This window comes from Pseudonocardia sp. ICBG1293 (genome assembly GCF_020131355.1).
In the GTDB taxonomy this organism is placed as follows: Bacteria; Actinomycetota; Actinomycetes; order Mycobacteriales; family Pseudonocardiaceae; genus Pseudonocardia.
On the sequence record NZ_JAHLEL010000038.1, the window covers coordinates 244,889 to 263,296 of the forward strand.

Annotated in this window: 16 protein-coding genes; 9 read left to right on the top strand and 7 right to left on the bottom strand. The window is 75.0% G+C overall.

Translation table 11 applies throughout. The features are described 5' to 3' along the window. Nucleotides 1-4: 4 nt before the first annotated feature. The gene (locus KPF47_RS14960; protein ID WP_374108849.1) at nt 5-1,663 is read right to left on the bottom strand and encodes a DEAD/DEAH box helicase; all 1,659 of its coding nucleotides are present in this window, start codon (nt 1,661-1,663) and stop codon (nt 5-7) included. Nucleotides 1,664-2,119: 456 nt separating this feature from the next. On the opposite strand from KPF47_RS14960, the gene KPF47_RS14965 reads away from it, so the two are divergent. Then, a complete protein-coding gene (locus KPF47_RS14965; RefSeq protein WP_224389399.1) occupies nt 2,120-2,776 on the top strand; it encodes a ferritin-like fold-containing protein in 657 nt (218 codons plus the stop codon). 85 nt (nt 2,777-2,861) lie between these two features. After that, nucleotides 2,862-3,092 (top strand): DUF3107 domain-containing protein, encoded by a 231-nt coding sequence (locus tag KPF47_RS14970; protein WP_020625913.1) that lies wholly within the window; start codon nt 2,862-2,864, stop codon nt 3,090-3,092. Nucleotides 3,093-3,170: 78 nt separating this feature from the next. On the opposite strand, the gene KPF47_RS14975 is transcribed toward KPF47_RS14970, so the two are convergent. Further along, on the bottom strand, nt 3,171-3,494 hold the full coding sequence (locus tag KPF47_RS14975) for a DUF4873 domain-containing protein (protein WP_224389400.1): 324 nt from the start codon (nt 3,492-3,494) through the stop codon (nt 3,171-3,173). Further along, the gene (locus tag KPF47_RS14980; RefSeq protein ID WP_224389401.1) at nt 3,491-4,132 is read right to left on the bottom strand and encodes a TetR family transcriptional regulator; all 642 of its coding nucleotides are present in this window, start codon (nt 4,130-4,132) and stop codon (nt 3,491-3,493) included. The genes KPF47_RS14975 and KPF47_RS14980 overlap by 4 nt, the downstream gene beginning before the upstream one ends. Nucleotides 4,133-4,294: 162 nt before the next feature. Between KPF47_RS14980 and KPF47_RS14985 the strand changes: the two genes are divergently transcribed. Together KPF47_RS14985 and KPF47_RS14990 are read left to right on the top strand one after the other, a co-directional pair. Next, nucleotides 4,295-5,209 (top strand): diiron oxygenase, encoded by a 915-nt coding sequence (locus KPF47_RS14985; protein ID WP_224389402.1) that lies wholly within the window; start codon nt 4,295-4,297, stop codon nt 5,207-5,209. Between the two features lie 14 nt (nt 5,210-5,223). Beyond that, nucleotides 5,224-6,135, top strand: a complete 912-nt coding sequence (locus KPF47_RS14990) for an alpha/beta fold hydrolase (RefSeq protein ID WP_224389403.1) — start codon at nt 5,224-5,226, stop codon at nt 6,133-6,135. A gap of 27 nt (nt 6,136-6,162) precedes the next feature. Here the strand turns inward: KPF47_RS14990 and KPF47_RS14995 are convergent, their stop codons facing one another. The 3 genes from KPF47_RS14995 to KPF47_RS15010 all read right to left on the bottom strand — a co-directional run bounded on the left by KPF47_RS14995 (nt 6,163) and on the right by KPF47_RS15010 (nt 9,643). Then, entirely contained in the window at nt 6,163-6,789 is a 627-nt protein-coding gene (locus KPF47_RS14995; protein WP_224389404.1) for a TetR/AcrR family transcriptional regulator, read from the bottom strand. 102 nt (nt 6,790-6,891) lie between these two features. Next, the gene (locus KPF47_RS40125; RefSeq protein WP_308015402.1) at nt 6,892-8,691 is read right to left on the bottom strand and encodes an HAD family hydrolase; all 1,800 of its coding nucleotides are present in this window, start codon (nt 8,689-8,691) and stop codon (nt 6,892-6,894) included. A 7-nt stretch (nt 8,692-8,698) separates the two neighbouring features. Next, nucleotides 8,699-9,643: a hypothetical protein gene (locus tag KPF47_RS15010; protein ID WP_224389406.1), complete on the bottom strand. Its 945-nt coding sequence runs from the start codon at nt 9,641-9,643 to the stop codon at nt 8,699-8,701. Nucleotides 9,644-9,796: 153 nt separating this feature from the next. Here KPF47_RS15010 and KPF47_RS15015 point away from each other — a divergent pair, with 153 nt between their 5' ends. The 4 genes from KPF47_RS15015 (at nt 9,797) to KPF47_RS15030 (ending at nt 15,653) form a co-directional block, all read left to right on the top strand. After that, on the top strand, nt 9,797-10,786 hold the full coding sequence (locus KPF47_RS15015; RefSeq protein WP_224389407.1) for an alpha/beta fold hydrolase: 990 nt from the start codon (nt 9,797-9,799) through the stop codon (nt 10,784-10,786). Nucleotides 10,787-10,847: 61 nt separating this feature from the next. Beyond that, nucleotides 10,848-12,020: an adenylyltransferase/sulfurtransferase MoeZ gene (moeZ, locus tag KPF47_RS15020; RefSeq protein ID WP_224389408.1), complete on the top strand. Its 1,173-nt coding sequence runs from the start codon at nt 10,848-10,850 to the stop codon at nt 12,018-12,020. A gap of 226 nt (nt 12,021-12,246) precedes the next feature. Continuing rightward, complete coding sequence (locus KPF47_RS15025; RefSeq protein ID WP_224389409.1) at nt 12,247-14,655, top strand: hypothetical protein; 2,409 nt, start codon at nt 12,247-12,249, stop codon at nt 14,653-14,655. Nucleotides 14,656-14,825: 170 nt separating this feature from the next. Beyond that, a complete protein-coding gene (locus KPF47_RS15030; protein WP_224389410.1) occupies nt 14,826-15,653 on the top strand; it encodes a TIGR02569 family protein in 828 nt (275 codons plus the stop codon). Between the two features lie 322 nt (nt 15,654-15,975). Here the strand turns inward: KPF47_RS15030 and KPF47_RS15035 are convergent, their stop codons facing one another. After that, entirely contained in the window at nt 15,976-16,833 is an 858-nt protein-coding gene (locus tag KPF47_RS15035) for an IS5 family transposase (protein WP_224389411.1), read from the bottom strand. A 200-nt stretch (nt 16,834-17,033) separates the two neighbouring features. Between KPF47_RS15035 and KPF47_RS15040 the strand changes: the two genes are divergently transcribed. After that, nucleotides 17,034-18,407 carry a NarK/NasA family nitrate transporter gene (locus tag KPF47_RS15040; protein ID WP_224389412.1) on the top strand — a complete coding sequence of 458 codons (1,374 nt, stop codon included), beginning with the start codon at nt 17,034-17,036 and terminating at the stop codon, nt 18,405-18,407. Nucleotide 18,408 lies beyond the last annotated feature (1 nt).

Genomic DNA, 18,408 nt, shown 5'->3' on the forward strand with positions numbered 1-18,408 from the left:
GGGGTCAGCTGGCGGCCGCGTCGGCCCCGTCGGCGGACTCGCCGCCACCGGGCCCGCGACGCGACCCGCCGCGACGGCGACGGCGGCGCGGCTTGGCCGCCCCGCCCTCGTCCGACGTGCCGGTGTCCGGCCCGTTCTGCGGGGCGCCCTCGGCAGGAGCCGCGACGGCACCCTCGGCGGGGGCCGAGCCGCCCGCCTCGACCGCGACGCCGCCGCGGGTCCGGGAGCGGGAGCGGTTGCGGCGCGGACGACGGCCACCCTCGTCCCCGTCACGACTGCCGCCGTCGCGTCCACCGCCGTCGCGCCCGCCACCGTCACGGCGGCTGGTGCGCGGCTTGCGGGCGCCCTGGTGGTCGCCCTCGGAGTCGATGTACTCGGCGTCGAGCCCGGCGCGGGTGCGGGCGGACAGCGGGAGCCGTCCGGACGCCGTCGTCGGGATGTCGAGGTCGGTGAACAGGTGGTCCGAGGTCGAGTAGGTCTCGACCGGCTCGTCGATGCCCAGCGACAGGTCGTCGGAGATCATCTTCCAGCGCGGGGTCTCGTCCCAGTCCACCAGCGTGACCGCGACGCCCTCGCGTCCGGCGCGGCCGGTGCGGCCGATCCGGTGCACGTAGGTCTTGGCGTCCTCGGGGCACTGGTAGTTGATGACGTGGGTCACGCCGGTGACGTCGATCCCGCGGGCCGCGACGTCGGTCGCGATCAGCACGTCGACCTTCTCCGCGCGGAACGCGCGCAGCGCCTGCTCACGGGCACCCTGACCGAGGTCACCGTGCACCGCCGCGGCGGCGAAGCCACGCTCGGCGAGGTCGTCGGCCACCCGCTGGGCGGTCCGCTTGGTCCGGGTGAAGATCATCGTCAGGCCGCGGTCCCTGGCCTGCAGGGCCCGGGTCACCAGCTCGACCTTGTCCATCGCGTGGGCGCGGTAGACCAGCTGCTTGGTCCGCTCGTGGATGGAGCCCTGGTCGGCCTCCTCCGCGCGGATGTGGGTCGGGCGGGTCAGGAACGCGCGCGAGAGCTGGACGATCGGGCCCGGCATCGTCGCCGAGAACAGCATCGTGTGCCGCTCCTCGGGGAGCATGCGCAGGATCCGCTCGACGTCGGGCAGGAAGCCCAGGTCCAGCATCTCGTCGGCCTCGTCCAGGACGAGGGCCTTGACCCGGCCGAGGACCAGGTGGCGCTGCTCGGCGAGGTCGAGCAGCCGGCCCGGGGTGCCGACGATGACGTCGACACCCTTGCGCAGGGCCTCCAGCTGCGGCTCGTAGGCGCGGCCGCCGTAGATGGCGACGACGCGCACGCCCAGGTTCTTGCCCGCGGCGGCGATGTCCCGGGCGACCTGCACGCACAGCTCGCGGGTCGGGACGACGACGAGCGCCTGCGGCACGTCCTTGGTGCGGTCGGCGGCCTCGCCCTCGGCGGTGGCGGCGGCGCGCTCACCGGGCGGGGTGATCCGCTGCAGCAGCGGGACGCCGAAGCCCAGCGTCTTGCCGGTGCCGGTGCGGGCCTGGCCGATGACGTCCTCGCCGGCCAGGGCCAGGGGGAGCGTGAGCTCCTGGATCGCGAACGTGCGCACGATGTCGTTCTCCGCGAGCGCGGAGACGATCTCGGGCCGGACGCCGAGCTCGGCGAAGGTCGGGGGGAGCTTCTCGCCGCCGGGGTTGGTCACGCCGAGCGGGGTCTCGCTGGGGGTGATGCCGGTGGGCAGGAAGCCCAGGTCGGCCTCGGGGGTGTCGGTGCTGTCGACTCGGGACAGTGTGATCGCCTCTCTCCGCGCACAGGAGCCGTGGCGTGGCTCGTCGACCGGCCCCGGTCCGTCTACGACGGTTCGGGCGGGAGAGCCGCCGAGGCGCTGCGCGCACCAGTTCTGGTGCGGGTCCCGGTGAGACGCGTTCGGCCGTGTCGGCCGCTCGTCCCGTTACCCGGTCCCCGCGCGGTGGGCGCGTCCGCAGGGAGCTCCAGGATCTCGACAACCTCCGGACACGCTGTCCGCATGATACCCGCCACGGCGCCCGAACACGACGGCGCGGCCGTCCCCGGGTGTGGTGAGTTGGCTCGCCCCGTGGTCGGCGTGGCCGTCGCGGGCCACCCGGCGGGCCCGCGCCGCCCGGTTAGGGTGACGGCCATGACCACTGGAGGCGACGCGCCGACGGCCGCGACCGTGGAGCTGCTCGGCGTGCTGGCCTACGGCGAGCTCTCCGCGTTCGACCGGCTCGCCGAGGACGCCCGGGCCGCGCCGACGCTGGCCGGCCGCGCCCAGCTCTCGACGATGGCGGCCGCCGAGATCGGTCACTTCCGGCTCATCGAGGACCACCTGGGTCACCGTGGGATCGCCGTGGCCGACGCGATGGCGCCGTTCGTCGCGCTGATCGACAGCTACCACGCCTCGACCGCCCCGCGGAGCTGGCTGGAGTCGCTGGTCAAGGCCTATCTCGGCGACGGGCTGGGTGCCGACTTCTACCGGGAGGTCGCGGGCTGGGTGGACCCCGGCACCGGCGACCTGGTGCAGCGCGTGCTCGCCGACACCGGGCACTCCGCGTTCGCCGAGCGCGAGGTGCGCGCCGCCTGCACCGCCAACCCGGCGCAGCGCGACCGGCTGGCCCTGTGGGGCCGGCGGCTGCTGGGCGAGGCCGTCACCCACGCCCAGCGGGTCGTCGCCGAGCGCGACGAGCTGGCCGAGTTCATCGTGCTCGGTTCGGGGGAGAAGGGCGGCGTGGCCGGACTCATCCGGACGGTGCAGACCGCGCACGGCCGTCGGATGGGCCGTCTCGGACTCGACTGAGCGCGACCCGGCGATGCTCGGGGCCGATCTCGACTAGCCTGGCGCCGGCAAGGAGATCAGTAGTGAGGGATCGGGAGGACCACCGGTGAAGGTCAAGATCGGCATCGCGGAGACCCCGCGGGAGCTCGTGGTGTCCAGCGACCGCACGCCGGACGAGGTGGCCCAGCTCGTGAGCGGGGCGATGAAGTCCGACGACGGGCTGCTGGACCTCACCGACGACGAGGGCCGTCGTTACGTCGTCCCGGTCGCGCGGATCTCGTACGTGGAGATCGGCCCGTCCGAGGAGCGCCGGGTCGGGTTCGGCCTCAGCGGCTGAGCGCACACGGAGTCGTCCGGGCCCGGTTCCCCCGTCCGCGGGGCCGGGCCCGACGCGTGTGCGGGGCCGGTGGGCGGGTCAGTCGGTCTCCGGCGGGGGCGGCCCGTCCAGCGCGAACGGCGGCCTGCCGGTGCCGGTGATCCGGAACCGGTCCCACACGTCCGGCTCGGACAGCGTGCCGACCGCCGCGTACCCGGGCGTCCGGACCTCGGCGGTACCGCCGCGGCTCCCCAGCAGCGCGGTGAGCCGGGGGTGCGCGACCACCCGCCCCGACCAGTGCAGCCGCCCGTCGAAGGGCTCGTGCCGGGCGTCGAGCAGCACCTCGACGTCGACGGTCTCCTCACCCAGCACCAGGGTGGCCGGGCCGCGGTAGCCCTCGTCGTGATCGTGGTCCCCGCTCACCGGTCGCCCTCCGCGACGTCGGCGCCGGTCCCGGTGACCTGCGGGTCGGGGACCAGCCGCAGGATGTCGGCGTTCGCGGTGGGCGAGTCGATCCCGGCGACGCCGGCGATCCCGCCCCAGATGAGCGCGGACAGGTAGTTGGTCAGCGCGTCGCGGCTCATCGTGCGGCGCTCCAGCCACCACTCGCCCGCGGTCTGGACCATCCCGATCAGGCCGTGTGCCCACGCCTCGGCGCCACCGGAGTCGCGGCCCTCGGCGCGCAGCCGCTCGCCGAACAGCGTGGCGAGCAGGGCGCCGATCTGGCCGCGGACGTCCTGGGCGATCTCCGCGCCCGGCACCGGTTCGGCCGGGTTGGCGACGACGAAGCGGTAGAGCTGCGGCTCGTCCTCGACCATGCCGAGGTAGGCGTCGATGACCGCGGCGACGTGCTCGATCGGCTCGGCGTCGATCGCCAGCACCGGGTAGATGCGCTGCATCAGCATGTCCGCCGCGTGCTCGCCGACCGCGCGCTGCAGGTCGGCCCGGTCGGCGAAGTGCCGGTAGAGCACCGGCTTGGTGATCCCGGCCGCGGCGGCGATCTGGGCCACCGAGACCCCCGGGCCGTGCTCGCGGATCGCCTCGACGGCGGCGGCGACCATCTCGGTCCGCCGTTCCTCCCGTCGGCGGCTGCGCGCGTCCGGCTTGACATCCCTGGAGTCGTGGGGCACGTTACCAGTGGTAACCGTTACCGGCGGTAACAGCAAGGGTTCCGTGTGTGGAACCCGCCACCGCAGGCCCCTCCCAGCAGGAAGGCGCGACCGATGAGCGCTCCCGCCCGCACCGGCAGCAAGACGAACCTCGCCGACCGCGAGGACACCGCCCGCCGGCTGCTCAAGAGCTCGGTCACCACGTCCTACAACCCGTCGATCGACATCGACTGGGAGGCCCCGCTGGTCGAGGGCCGGTACGGGATCGTCCCCGAGCGGGTGTCGCTCTACGGCACGCCGCTGTGGGAGGGGATGACCGAGGAGCAGCGGATCACGCTGTCGGTGCACGAGTTCTGCAGCGTCGCCCGGATCGGGCTGTGGTTCGAGATGATCCTCATGCAGATGCTGCTGCGCTACGCCTACGACCGCGACCCGCGTCGCGCACACATCCAGTACGCCCTGGTCGAGATCGCCGACGAGTGCCGGCACTCGATGATGTTCGCCAAGGCGACCGAGCGCTACGGCGTGCCGGACTACGCCCCGCGGCGGCTCACCCACGAGCAGGGCCGGTTGATGAAGACCATCGGGACCGGCCCGGCGATGTTCGCCGGCACCCTGTTCGTCGAGGAGATCCTCGACCAGCTCCAGCGCGAGGGCATGCGCGACGAGCGCGTCCAGCCGCTGTCCCGCATGATCAACAAGATTCACGTGACCGAGGAGGCCCGGCACGTCCGGTACGCCCGGGAGGAGCTGCAGCGGATCATGCCGAGGACCAACCGCGCCGAGCGCGCCTGGGCCCGCTACCTCACCGCGCGGATCGCGTTCGTCGTCGCCCGCAACCTCATCCACCCCGAGGTCTACCGCAGCGTCGGGATCGCCCCGGCCGTCGGGCGGAAGGCGGCGCTGGCCAACCCGCACCACCACGAGATGCTGCGCTGGTCCTCGCGCAAGCTCGTGCCGTTCCTGCGTGAGCAGGGGATCGTCGGCGGCCCGACGGAGACCCTGTGGAAGCGCGCCCACCTGATCTGAGGAGGCACCCCGCGATGAGCACACGGATCGTCACCCGGGACGGGACCGGCCTGTTCGCCCGGGTCTCGGGCCCGGAGTCGGCGCCGGTCACGGTGCTGCTGGCACACGGCTGGACGCTCGACGAGCGCTGCTGGGCCCCGGTCGCCGACGCCCTCGCCGTCGGTGCGCCCGGCGGCGGCCCCGCCCCGCGGGTGATCCGCTACGACCACCGCGCGCACGGTCGCTCCGACGACACACCCGACGAGCTCAAGACCCTCGACGTCCTCGCCGACGACATGGCCGAGGTGATCGGCCGGCTCGCCCCCACCGGCCCGCTGGTGATCGCCGGGCACTCGATGGGTGGCATGACGGCGATGGCGCTGGCCCAGCGGCACCCCGAGCTCGTCGCGTCCCGGGTCACCGGCGTCGCGCTCGTCGCCACCGCCAGCGGCGGGCTCGGTGCCGCGGCGACGCTGGGGATGACCGGCAGGCCGGCGAAGCTCTTCCTGGCCGGCAAGGACAAGGTGACCGTCAGCCCGCTGTGGACCGGGCGCCGGGCGCTGTCGACCCACCCCACGCTGCTGCGGGCCGGGCTGCAGCCACTGCTGCTGGGCACCCGGCCGGACCGGCTCGCCGTCCGCGCCACCTGCGAGGCGATCGCCGACTGCCGTCCGACGACGGTCTCCGGATTCACCCCGACCCTCACCACCCACGAGCGCGACGAGGCGCTGGCCGCGTTCTCGTCGCTGCCGGTGGAGATCCTGGTCGGGACCCGGGACCGGCTCACGCCGCCGCGGTTCGCCCGGCGGATCCACCGCAGCCTGCCGCGCGCCGAGCTGACCGTGTTCCCCGGCGCCGGGCACATGCTCCCGGTGGAGCGGGTCGGCGGGGTCACCGGCCGGATCGCGGCGCTGGTGCGCCGCGCCGGGGCGGAGCAGGCGGCTTGAGCCGCCCGCCCCGTCGCCGGGCCGGGGTCAGATCGGGTCGAGGCCCTGCTTCGGGAACCCGGCGATGCCCCGCCAGGCCAGCGAGGCCATCAGTGCCACCGCCTCGTCGCGCGGGACCCGCTGGTCGGAGTCCAGCCAGAACTGGGCGCCGACCTGACTCAGTCCGACGAGCCCGACGGCGAGCAGCCGCGCCCGGTCCTGGTCCAGCCCGGCGTCGGTGGTGACGGCGCCGGCGACCGCGTCGATGCAGCGGTCGAGCGCGCTCTCCACCAGCGCCGCGGCCTCCGGGTCGCCCCGCAGGTCGGACTCGAACACCAGCCGGTAGGCCTTGCCCTCGCCGGCGACGAAGTCGAAGTACGCCGCGACGGCCGCCTGCACGCGCTCCTTGTTGTCGTCGGTCCGCTCGATCGCGTGCGAGACCCGTTCGACGAGCTCCTCGGCGTAGGTCGTGAGCAGCGCCTGGTACAGCTCCAGCTTCCCGGGGAAGTGCTGGTACAGCACGGGCTTGGAGACGCCCGCCCGCTCGGCGATGTCGTCCATCGCGGCGGCGTGGTAGCCCTGGTCGGCGAACACGTCGCGGGCGGCCAGCAGCAGCTGGGCGCGGCGCGCGCCGCGGGACAGTCGTGCGCCCCGTAGCGTGGCGGTTCCGGTCATGGGCCCCCTACCTCTCACCCGTCGTGGGAATACCCTACTAGCAGGTAACCGCGTTGACGAACGATCCGTGAACGGGCTTCGCCGCAGAAGGGTGACGCCCCCTCACGATCGGCGGTGCAGGCCGCGGGCGGCGAGCCCGAGCGCACCCAGGACCGGTACGGCGGCCACCACGACCGCGGGCGTCCCCAGCACGGCGAGGACCACGCCGGCGACGGCGAGGACCACGGCCGCACGGACGTGCGAGCGGACCTGTGCCCGCGTCCGGCGGGCGATCAGCAGGGCGGCGGCCACCTCCGCGGGGCCGCCACGGGCGGAGATCCTCTCCGATCCGGGGGCGGGCACCACGACCGGGTCCGGTCCGGGACGCGCGGCGTCCTGCGGGTGGTCCGCGACCCCGGCGTCCGCGGTGCGGCCGGCGGGCCAGGGGACCAGCTCCACGGCCAGGTCGGCCGCGGCCAGCGCGGCGGCGTCGGTGGCCGGGTCGGCCGCCACCGCGACGGTCCGGCCCCGCACCCGCAGCCCGGCGACGGCCGCGGCCCGCGCCGCCCCGTCCAGCCCCGGCCGGACCGCGTCGGGGTCGGCCGGGTCGAGACCGGTCGCCGCCGCGAGGGCGCGGGCGGCGCCGTCGTCGTCGGGGGTGAGCAGCACGGGCGCCAGTCCTGCCGCCACCAGTTCCGCCACCCCCGGGCGCGCCTCGGGGTGCGGCGCCCGGGGCAGCGCCAGCACGGCGCGGGCACACCCGTCCCAGGCGACCAGGAGGACGGCGCGGCCCTCGGCCACCGCCCGCTCCCGTTCGACCGACAGCGACGGCGGCAGCCGGATCCCGTGCTCGGCCAGCCAGTCCGGGCCGCCGAGCAGCACCGCGTGGGCGACCACGGTGGCCGTCGTGCCACCACCCGGCTCCGGATCCCGCAGCTCGGCCACCAGGCCGGACACCCCGAGGCCGGGCAGTTCGTCGGCCTCGGCCACCTCGGGCACCGGGCCGTCGACGGCGGCGGCCAGCGCCCGTGCCGCGCCACGCAGGTCCGACCCGGGACGGGCGCCCGCGGCGACCGACGCGGCCAGCCGTAGCACCAGCGCCGGGTCCTCGCCCCGGTCGGCGTGCACGGTGACCGCCGCGGCTCCGGTGCCGGTCAGCACGTCCGGCCCGGCCAGGGCGACGGTGTCCACCCGGCCGGCGGGACCCGGGCCGCCCGCGGGCCCGGCCCAGCCCAGCGGATCGCGTCGGCCGGGCAGCGGCGACGGCAGTCGGACCGCGGTGCCCCCCCCCGACCGGTCCGCCGCCCGCAGCGCCGTCGGCAGGACGGCCAGCAGCGGCAGCGGGCAGGCGCCCAGCAGCACGGCGATGCCGGCCGGGACCGCGGCGGGCCACGGGGTGCCGGTACCGGCACCGAAGGCGGTGACCGCGACCGCGGTGAGCACCGCGGGCGGGGTGAGCAGCGCGCTCCACCGGTCCGCGACGGTGCGCAGGCCCGCGCGGACCTCCTCGTCGTGCCCGACGGGCGGGCGGCCGGTGCGCTGCACCGCGGCCGCGACGACGGTCAGCACCGCGGCGGCCCCGGGCAGCAGGACGGGCCCGGCGAGCGGGTCGGGCGGCACCGCCGCGGGGCCCGCGGGGGAGACCGCCGCCACGGTCAGCACCGCCGCCGACCACCCGAGCGCGGCGAGGACGGCCACCGCGACGCCGGTCTCGGCGGTCACCGTGCCCTCCCGCAGTCCGCGCCCGGCCACGCGCAGGCCGGGCCACCCCGTCGTTGCGACGACGGCGACGGCGACGAGCAGGGCCGCCACCGTGCAGGCCGGAGCCCGGTCCGGGCCGACGAGCGCCGGTCCGGCCACGGGGAGCAGCAGCGCGAGCAGTGCCGCCAGGGGTGGGACGGCGCTGCGCAGGACCCGACGCACCCGGCCGTCAGCTCCCCGGTGCGGTCGGGAGCGTGAACTCGCAGGACCGCAGCACACCGCCGGAGCGGTAGTCGAGGAACAGCCGGTAGCTGCCGGGGGCGGGGACCGCCACCGCGAACGCCACCCCGGGGCCGGACCGGTCGGTGGCGGCCGCGCCGCTGATCTCGGGCCGGACCGGGAACCGGGCCAGGTCGCCCTGGCGGACCGCGGTCATCCGGCCGAACGCGCCGTCGACGGGCTCGAGGTCGGTGACCGGGGTGCCGTCGCGCCCGACCGTGGCGAACAACCGGGACTCCCCACCGGGGACCAGGGCGCCGTCGAGGCGGACCTGCTGGTCGCTGCCGCCGCAGAGCCCCGCCCGGTTCTCGACCGGGAAGGTGAAGGCGCCGTAGGTGCCGGGCACGTGCAGGTCGGTGCCCAGGTTGAGGTGCGGGCCGCCGGTCGGGGTGAACCCGGCGTAGAGCCGCCACACCCCCTGGCCGGGGAACCGGACCGGGGCCCGCCAGACGCCGTCGGGGCCCTGGGTGGCGCGCAGCCGCATGTACCCGGCGACGTCACGGCGGAGCACGGCCACGTCCATGACCCCGGAGTCGCCGGACGGGGTGTCGAACCGGGTGACCGGGGCGCCGTCGGAGCCGGTCACGGTGAAGGCGACCTCGGTCGGCTCGCGCCAGGGGTGGACGGTCCCGAGCGGGGTCAGCGTGTAGCCGGCCGCGGTGGTGAGCACCCCGCCCGCGCCGGTCGTCGGGTCACCGGTGGCGAGTCCGGCCGCCAGCACGCCGTCGTCGCCGCGTTCGTCCCCGGTGTCGCCCGCGGCCCGCGCATCGCCGGCCGGGGGCACCGCCAGGGCCCCCACGGCGGCGCCCGCGGTCCAGGCCGCCGTGAACACCAGCACCGACGCGGCGCCGAACCCGGCCAGCCGGGCCGCGGCCGAACCCGCGATCCGCCCCATGCCGACCTCCCGTCCGTCGTGCGTCCACGGGGTACAACGTCCGGGGGTCCATCCCGTTGCGCTCCGTGGAGCACCGGATGCGGACGGTGATCACAGCGAGACGGGGATCACCCGGCCCGGCGGGTGACGCGCGCGACACGTCATGCTGGTCGGATGGTCGCCGCCGCGTCGATGTCCGTTCACTCGCCCGTCACCGTGCCCGCGCCGGTGCCGGCCCCGGGTGCCGGGACGTCCCCGGCTGCGGAGATCCCGCCGTGGCCGGGCCGTGCGGTCACCTCCGGCGGGGTCACCCTGCACGTGCGCGAGACGCCCGGCTCCGCCGACGCCGACGCCGTCTACGTCCACGGGCTGGCCGGCTCGGCCACGAACTGGACCGACCTCGCCGGGCTCCTCGCCCCGCGCGCGGCGGGCCTGTCGGTCGACCTGCCCGGCTTCGGGCTGTCCGAGCCGACCGCCGTCGCCGACTTCGGACCGGACGGCATGGCGGACGCGCTGCTCTGCTGGCTGGCCGGGCGCGACCGGCCGGTGCACCTGGTCGGCAACTCCCTCGGCGGAGTGATCGCGACGACGGTGGCGGCGCGCCGCCCCGAGCTCGTCCGCACCCTCACCCTGGTCTCGCCCGCGGTGCCCGACCGGCGTCCCGACCCGCGCCGGCTGTCGGACCCGCGGATGGCGCTGGCCATGGTCCCGGTGCTCGGCCGCGGCGCGCGGCGTGCGCTCGCCGAGGAGCCGCTGCGCGCCCGGGCCGAGCGGATCGTGAAGGTCTGCTTCGCCGACCCGCAGCGCGGCTCGGCCCGTCGCCTCGAGGAGCTGATCTCCGAGCACGAGCACCGCGCGACGCTGCCCTGGGCCGGTGCGGCCACCGACGGTGCCACCCGCGGCCTGCTCGGCCTGTGGGCCGGGCGTGAGATCTGGCGCCGGATGGCCCGGGTGCGGGTGCCCTCGCTGGTGGTGTGGGGCGAGCAGGACCGCATCGTCTCCCCGCGGCTGGCCGCGCGGACCGCGGCCACCCTGCCCGGGGCGCGGCTGCTCGTCCTGCCCCGGGCCGGCCACGTCGCGCAGATCGAGCGGCCCGCGGCGGTGGCCGACGCGGTCGCCGCGCTGTGGGACACGGTGCCGGTCGCGGCGGGTGCGGGAAGATGACGCGCACGTGGCGCGTTGAGACGCCCTGAGACCCGCACGCAACCTGCGAGGAGTGGACGAGATGGCGCTACCGCCGCTGGTGGAGCCGGCAGCCGAGCTCACCAAGGAGGAGGTGGAGCGGTACAGCCGCCACCTCATCATCCCCGACGTCGGGATGGACGGGCAGAAGCGGCTGAAGAACGCCAAGGTCCTGGTCGTCGGCGCGGGCGGCCTCGGCTCGCCCGCCCTGCTGTACCTGGCCGCCGCGGGTGTCGGCACCCTCGGCATCGTCGAGTTCGACGTGGTGGACGAGTCGAACCTGCAGCGTCAGGTCATCCACGGCCAGTCCGACGTGGGCCGCCCGAAGGCCGAGTCGGCGCGTGACTCGATCCGCGAGGTCAATCCCTTCGTCGAGGTCCGGCTGCACGACGAGCGACTCACCAGCGAGAACGTGCTGGACGTCTTCCGGGACTACGACCTGATCCTGGACGGCACCGACAACTTCGCCACCCGTTACCTGGTGAACGACGCCGCGGTGCTGCTCGGCAAGCCCTACGTCTGGGGTTCGATCTTCCGGTTCGAGGGCCAGGCGTCGGTGTTCTGGGAGGACGCCCCGAACGGGCAGGGCCTGAACTACCGCGACCTCTACCCCGAGCCGCCGCCGCCCGGGATGGTCCCCTCGTGCGCCGAGGGCGGCGTGCTGGGCGTGCTCTGCGCGTCGATCGGCTTGATCATGGTCAACGAGGCGATCAAGCTGCTCACCGGCATCGGCGAGCCGCTGCTCGGCCGCCTGGTGATCTACGACGCGCTGGAGACCACCTGGCGCCAGGTGAAGATCCGCAAGGACCCGGAGACGCCGAAGATCACCGAGCTGATCGACTACGAGGCGTTCTGCGGCACCGTGACGCAGGAGGCCCAGGACGCGGCCGCCGGCAGCACGATCACCGTCGGCGAGCTCAAGCAGATGATCGACGCGGGCAAGGACTTCCAGCTCATCGACGTCCGGGAGCTGCACGAGTACGAGATCGTGAAGATCCCGGGCTCGGTCCTGATCCCGAAGGACCGGATCCTGTCCGGCGCCGCGCTGTCGGAGATCGCGCAGGACCGCCCGGTCGTGCTGCACTGCAAGTCCGGTGGACGGTCCGCCGAGGCCCTCGCCGCCCTGCACCGGGCCGGGTTCCGCGACGCCGTCCACGTCGGCGGCGGGGTGCTGTCCTGGGTCAAGCAGATCGACCCGTCGCAGCCCACCTACTGAGCACCACCCACGTTCGGCCCTACACGACGGCCGCCGGCACCGGTACACCCGGGACGGCGGCCGTCGTCGTTTCCGGTGTGGCACAAAGTGACCGATTGTCGCTTGCGCACGACCGTCCGGGTGAAACCTCCCCGTTCGGCGTCGGAAAGGCCCCGTCCGGCGAAACATCTCGACCGATCGCCGCGACATGGGGATGCACGCGATCACTAGGTCGGGAGGACGCTCGGTGGAGGACTCGCTGCGCACATGCGCCCTGCAGGGGTGCGACGCACCGCTGGCACCCACCGGGGACGTGTCCGGCGACCGGCCACAGCGGCGCTACTGCTCGGCCGCCCATCGACTGGCCGCCCGCCAGGTCCGGCGCGCCGCGGCGCAGGCGGGGGACCAGCGTCTCGCCGACACGCTGCCGTGGCTGCGCGAGCCCGAGGTCGTCGAGGCCGCCGGTGCGACCGCTGCGGCCGAGGACGACGACCGCGCGGTCCCGGCGCGCCGGGGCGCGCCGCCCCGCCGTCCCGTCGCCGCGCGGCCGACCGGCCCGGACCGGCCCGGACCGCTCCGTGCCCCGCGCAGCCCGCTGCGGCACCGGCGGACACTGGCCCTGATCGGGGCGACGGCCGTCCTGCTCGGCGGGTACGCGCTGACGTCCTCGCCGTCGGTGACCGGCACCCCGGCGCCGCAGGAGCGCACCGCCGACCAGTGGGCGGGGCAGGCCCGCGTCGCGTTGGCCGCCCTCGACGAGCGGCTCGGGACGCTCAACGCGAGCGAACGGACCTGGCAGGCCTCCACGCACGGGACGAGCCGGACCCCGGCCGCGGTCGCGAAGCTGCACCAGCAGCGCGACACCCTGCTCCAGCAGCGCGCCGCACTGCAGTCGCAGCTGCAGGTCTACACCTCCCGGCAGGACGCCGTGGACTCGCTGGCCGCCGCCGAGCAGCAGCTCGCCGAGCTGGACCGGATCGTCGCCGACCTGCCACCGGCGACCCGGCGCACGCCCGACCAGATGGCCGCGGCCGCCTCACTGGAGGAGCAGCGCGATCTGCGTGCCCGTAACCGCGACGCCTGCGCGGAGCGACTGACCGCCATCGACGACGGGATCGACCGGGCCCGCACCGCGCCGCTGCCCGGCGACGGCGACGACACCGAGAAGGTCTCCGACGACGTCCTGGCCCTGGCCCGCGGCGAGGAGCCCGCCACCCCGGAGCCGTCCGGGGTGCGGCGCAACCCCGCGGTCCTGGCCGGTGGCCGGGAGACCGGCGGAGACCGTGAGCGCGACGACGTCGGCACCAGCGGTCCGCCCGATCCGCGGGGACCGCTGGACGAGACCCGTCCGCGCGCCGAGGGGCCGGAGGGTGCCTCGGGCCGTGGCCCGGGCAGCACGCCCGGCCGGGACGCCGGACCGGGGGAGCGGCTGGGAAGGGCCGTGTCCGGTGCCGCGGACGGTGTCGCCGGCCTGACCGGCACAGGGGCGGGTCCCGGGGACGAGGCAGGTCGTCCCGGGGGCGAGGCCGGTCGTGAGGCGGGGAGGACGCCGCGGCCGGACCGGGACCGGCCCGAGGTCGTACCGGCGTCGTCCGGCGGACCGGTGAAGAAGGTCGGCGACGCGGCGAAGGACGCCGGGGACGGCGTCGGCGAGGCCGCGAAGGGTGTGGGGAAGGGTGTCGGTGACGCCGCGAAGGGCGTCGGCGACACGGCCGAGACGCTGGGCCGGGGCGTCGACGACGTCGCGGGTGGCCTGACCGGGAGGAAGTCCGGCGGTTCCGGCTCGTCCGACTCCGCCGGTACGCGCTCCTCCGACGAGACCCCGGCCGCATCGCCTGCCGCGCCGCGGAAGACGTCCACCCCGCGGGCGACCCCCGCCCCGAGCTCACCCGCCTCGGCGGCCCCCTCGGACAGGTCCGGCTCCGACCGGCCGGGCACCGAGCGGTCCGCCGTCCAGCTGCCCGTCACCGAGCTGCCCGCCACGGACCGCTCCGCCACGACCCGGTCCGGCGGCGAGCGGTCCGGCTCGGACGCGCGGGGTACCGGCGGGAGCGGCGGCTCCGGTGGCTCCGGTGGGATCGTCAGTGCCGTGGCGGGGTCCTACGTCGAGTCCGTCATGGGCCGGGAGGCGGCCGCACCGGTGCTGGCCGAGGCCGACCGGCAGGCGGCGGAACAGATGGCCGAGCGCAGCGGCTCCTCCGGCTCGCGCTCCGCGGGATCCTCGTCCGGCTCCTCGTCCGGGTCCTCCGACGGTTCGGGCTCCCGGTCGTCGCGGTCGTCGGACTCGGATTCCGGCGCGTCGGGGTCGGGGTCGCGGTCGTCGCGGTCGTCGGAGTCGGGTTCGTCGGGGTCGCGGTCCTCGGGTTCGGACTCGGGCTCCGGGGCGTCGGGGTCGCGGTCGTCGGACTCGGACTCGCGTTCCTCGGGTTCCCGGTCCTCCGGTTCGGACTCGGACTCGGGTTCCCGGGCCTCGGGTTCGCGGTCGTCGGACTCCCGTTCCTCGGAGTCCCGGTCGTCCGGTTCCTCGTCGGACTCGGACTCGGGCTCGTCGGGCTCCTCGCGTGGGGAGTCCTCCCGCGGCGGCAGCTCGGACGGCTCCCGGTCGTCGGATTCGGGATCGGACTCGGGATCGGACTCCGGGGACAGCTCCTGGTAGGTCGGGTCGCCGGGAGCCGGCCCGTACGGGACCGGCCGACGCAGGGTCCGCCGCGGCGCGCCCGACCGGCCCCGATCGGCGTGCCGTTCACCCGATCGGTCGTGGCGCGTCGCGCGGCTTCGGGCGTGGCGCGGCGATCGCGGACCGGTGACGCGGGTACCGTCCCCGCTGTGACCGCTGCCCGCACGCTCGCCACCGCGCCGGCCGCGAGCGTCCTGCCCGAGCACGTCCGCACCGCCTTCGGGGTGCGTGAGACGTCCCCGCGTCCCGTCGTGTGGGCGGGCCAGCGGGCCTGGCAGTGCGGCGACGTGCTGCTGCGGCCGGTGTCCGACCACGTCGTCGCCGCCTGGTCGGCGACAGTGCTGGAGAACCTCGAGGTCGACGGTGTCCGCCTCGCCCGCCCCGTCCGCAGCTCGGACGGCCGGTGGGTGGTGGGCGGCTGGGCCGCGTCCCGGCACGTGCCCGGTGTGCCCGAGCCACGCCACGACGAGGTCGTCGCCGCATCGCTGCGGCTGCACACCGCCACCGCCACCGTGCTGCGCCCGCGTCTGCTCGACGACCGCGACGACCTGCTGTCCCGGTCCGCGGCCGCCGCGTTCGGTGAGCGCCGCCTGGAGCTCCACCCCGAGACCGGTGGCCGGCTGTTCGCCGAGCTCGCCGCGCACCGCCGCACGATCCGGCTCACCCCGCAGGTCGTGCACGGCGAGCTGTTCGGGGCCATGCTCTTCGACCCGACGGGCCGCCCCGCCGTGCTCGACCTCGTGCCGTTCTGGCGGCCCGCGGAGTGGGCGTCCGCGGTCGTCGTCGTCGACGCGGTCGCCTGGGGCGGCGCCGACGAGGAACTGATCGAGCGCTGGTCCGAGCTCCCGGAGTGGCCGCAGTCGCTGCTGCGCGCCGTGCTCTACCGGCTGGCCCTGCACGCCCAGCACCCCGACGCGACCACCGAGTCGCTGGCCGGGATCGAGCGGGTCGCGAGCCTGGTCAGCCGCCGCCTCTGACGGTCCCCCCGGCGCACCGCCGGACCGGCCCGCGCGCACGTGCTGCGCGGCGCGGCCACGCCCGACCTGCCCTCGCCCGACGAGCTGGGGACGGATCACCGCCGTGACCGGTGGTCCGGGACCCGCGACGACGCCGCGTCCCCCGGCGGCTCGGCCCACCGGGCGTCCGGCTCCGCCGGTGAGCGGGACACGACGGCCGGGGCGGGCCGACCGCGGCCGTCGTCGCGAGGGCCCGTCCCGGGAGACGAGGGCGGCCCGGGACCGAGGCGGCTCACAGCCTCCGCGGTCGTCGTGTGAGATAAGAACGCCCGGCAATTGATCGTTACCGCAGCCGGCGGGTGGTGGGCCTATCCGGCCAGCGGTAGCGGTTGCGGGCCGCGTTGATCAGTCTGCGGATCACGGTGAGTGCGGCGGCGAGGTCGAGGTAGAACTCGACGATGATCTTCCGGCGATCGGTGAACCGGCGCAGCTTGCCGTAGCCGTTCATCCAGGAATGGGTGCGCTCGACCGGCCACCGCTTACCGACCTGGATCGGGGCGGGCCGGCCCTTGGTGGCGATCTGTGCGTCGAACCCGAGTCGTTCGAGCAGATCGCGGGTCTTGCCTGAGTCATAGCCCCGGTCCAGGTGCAGGCACGGTCGCTCGGGCCGCGGCCCGATCATGTCGTAGATCCCGATCAGGGTCGGTTTCAGCAACGGCGAGTCGTGGTCATTGGCGCGGGCGCTGATCAGGTGCAGCGGGATCCCCGCACCGTCGCAGACCACGGAGCGTTTGGTGCCCTGTTTGCCCCGGTCGACCGGGTTACAGCCGGCGCCCTCGCCACCGCAGGGAGCCTTGGTGATCGCTCCGTCGGCAGACAGATCGTCGAGGTCGAGACCGATCATCTGGTCATAGCCGGCCAGCGCGGCCCGAAGGACCTGCTCCCCGACGCCGGCGGCGGCCCACTGGGCGAGACGGCGGCGGATCGTGCGGTCCGAGCAGCCGGGGGTGGCGATGCGTTCGTAGCCGCTGCCGTGCACCAACGCCGCGAGCACGTGCTCGAACACCAGGCGGTCGGGGATCCGGCGGCGGTGACATCCCCACGGATGGGCCGGGTCGAACTCCGGGCGCCGCTCTGCCTCGATCAGGGCAGCGAACTCGACCCAGAGGGGGTCGATCAGCGATTCTGGCAATAGAGGCACGGACCCTCCAGGCGACCATCAGGACATCAGCAATCCCATGATCACCCGAGGTCCGTGCCTCTACCTGCAACGACACCCCCACGACCTCATTTGCCGGGCGCTCTAAGCGTTTCGGGGGTGTCACACGGGGCCACCCGTCGGAAACTGGGGCTCCCTAGCGTCGTCGTCGACGTGACCGCCGGCGATCAGGAGACCGATCCGTGACCACCACCTCTGCCCCGGGGCGCCGCATCGGAGGCCGCTGGATCGAGCACTGGGACCCGGAGGACGAGGGGTTCTGGCAGCGCACCGGCAAGGCGATCGCGCGCCGCAACCTCTGGCAGTCGATCTTCTCCGAGCACATCGGGTTCTCGATCTGGACGATCTGGTCGGTCCTGGTCCTGTTCATGGGCCCGGAGTACGGGTTCACCGCGGCCCAGAAGTTCTTCCTGGTCGCCGTGCCGACGCTGGTCGGGTCGATCCTGCGGCTGCCCTACACCTTCGCCGTCGCCCGCTTCGGCGGCCGCAACTGGACGATCTTCGCGGCGTCGCTGCTGATCGTGCCCACGATCCTCGCGATGGTGGTGCTGGAGCCGGGCGTCTCGTACACGACGCTGCTGGTCGTCGCCGCGGTCGCCGGCGTCGGCGGCGGCAACTTCGCCTCGTCCATGGCGAACATCAACGCGTTCTTCCCGGAGAAGGAGAAGGGCTGGGCGCTCGGGCTCAACGCCGGCGGCGGCAACCTCGGCGTGCCGGTCGCGCAGCTGCTCGGTCTGCTCGTGATCGCCACCCTCGGTGCGGGGGCCCCGCGGGTGCTGCTGGCGGTCTACCTGCCGTTCATCGTGATCTCGGCGTTCCTGGCCTGGAAGCGGATGGACAACATCGCCGCGATGTCCAACGACACCGGCGCCTTCACCGAGGCCTGTCGCGACCGGCAGACCTGGATCATGTCGTTCCTCTACATCGGGACGTTCGGCTCGTTCATCGGCTACTCGTTCGCCTTCGGCCTGGTCCTGCAGAACCAGTTCGACCGGACGCCGCTGCAGGCCGCCGCGGTCACCTTCATCGGCCCGCTGATCGGGTCGCTGATCCGGCCCTACGGCGGCAAGCTCGCCGACCGCTTCGGTGGTGCGGTGGTCACCCTGTGGAACTTCGTCGGGATGGCCGTCGCCACACTGGTGATCATCTTCGCCTCGGGGATCGAGTCGCTGACCCTGTTCACGATCGGCTTCATCGCCCTGTTCACGCTGTCCGGCGTCGGCAACGGGTCGACCTACAAGATGATCCCGGCGATCTTCACCGGGCGGGCCCGGGTCGCGATCGCCGAAGGAGCGGACCGGGACACGTCGTTCGCCACCGCGCGCAGGCTGTCCGGCGCCGTCATCGGTATCGCCGGCGCGGTCGGCGCGCTGGGCGGGCTGTTCATCAACCTCGCCTTCCGCCAGTCGTTCATGACGGTCCAGTCCGGCACGCCCGCGTTCTGGAGCTTCCTGGCGTTCTACGTCCTCTGCATCGGCGTCACCTGGGCGGTGTACCTGCGGCCGCGCGCGGCCCGGGTCGGCAACACCGAGGCCGCCGCGATGGCCCGGGTCTGAC

Excerpts from the sequence above, each read along its gene's own strand:
- KPF47_RS14965 (WP_224389399.1), top strand. The coding sequence starts at position 2,120 with ATGACCACTGGAGGCGACGCGCCGACGGCCGCGACCGTGGAGCTGCTC.
- KPF47_RS14980 (WP_224389401.1), bottom strand. The coding sequence starts at position 4,132 with ATGGTCGCCGCCGCCGTCGAGGCGATCCGCGAGCACGGCCCGGGGGTC.
- KPF47_RS14985 (WP_224389402.1), top strand. The coding sequence starts at position 4,295 with ATGAGCGCTCCCGCCCGCACCGGCAGCAAGACGAACCTCGCCGACCGC.
- KPF47_RS14990 (WP_224389403.1), top strand. The coding sequence starts at position 5,224 with ATGAGCACACGGATCGTCACCCGGGACGGGACCGGCCTGTTCGCCCGG.
- KPF47_RS14995 (WP_224389404.1), bottom strand. The coding sequence starts at position 6,789 with ATGACCGGAACCGCCACGCTACGGGGCGCACGACTGTCCCGCGGCGCG.
- KPF47_RS15010 (WP_224389406.1), bottom strand. The coding sequence starts at position 9,643 with ATGGGGCGGATCGCGGGTTCGGCCGCGGCCCGGCTGGCCGGGTTCGGC.
- KPF47_RS15015 (WP_224389407.1), top strand. The coding sequence starts at position 9,797 with ATGGTCGCCGCCGCGTCGATGTCCGTTCACTCGCCCGTCACCGTGCCC.
- moeZ (WP_224389408.1), top strand. The coding sequence starts at position 10,848 with ATGGCGCTACCGCCGCTGGTGGAGCCGGCAGCCGAGCTCACCAAGGAG.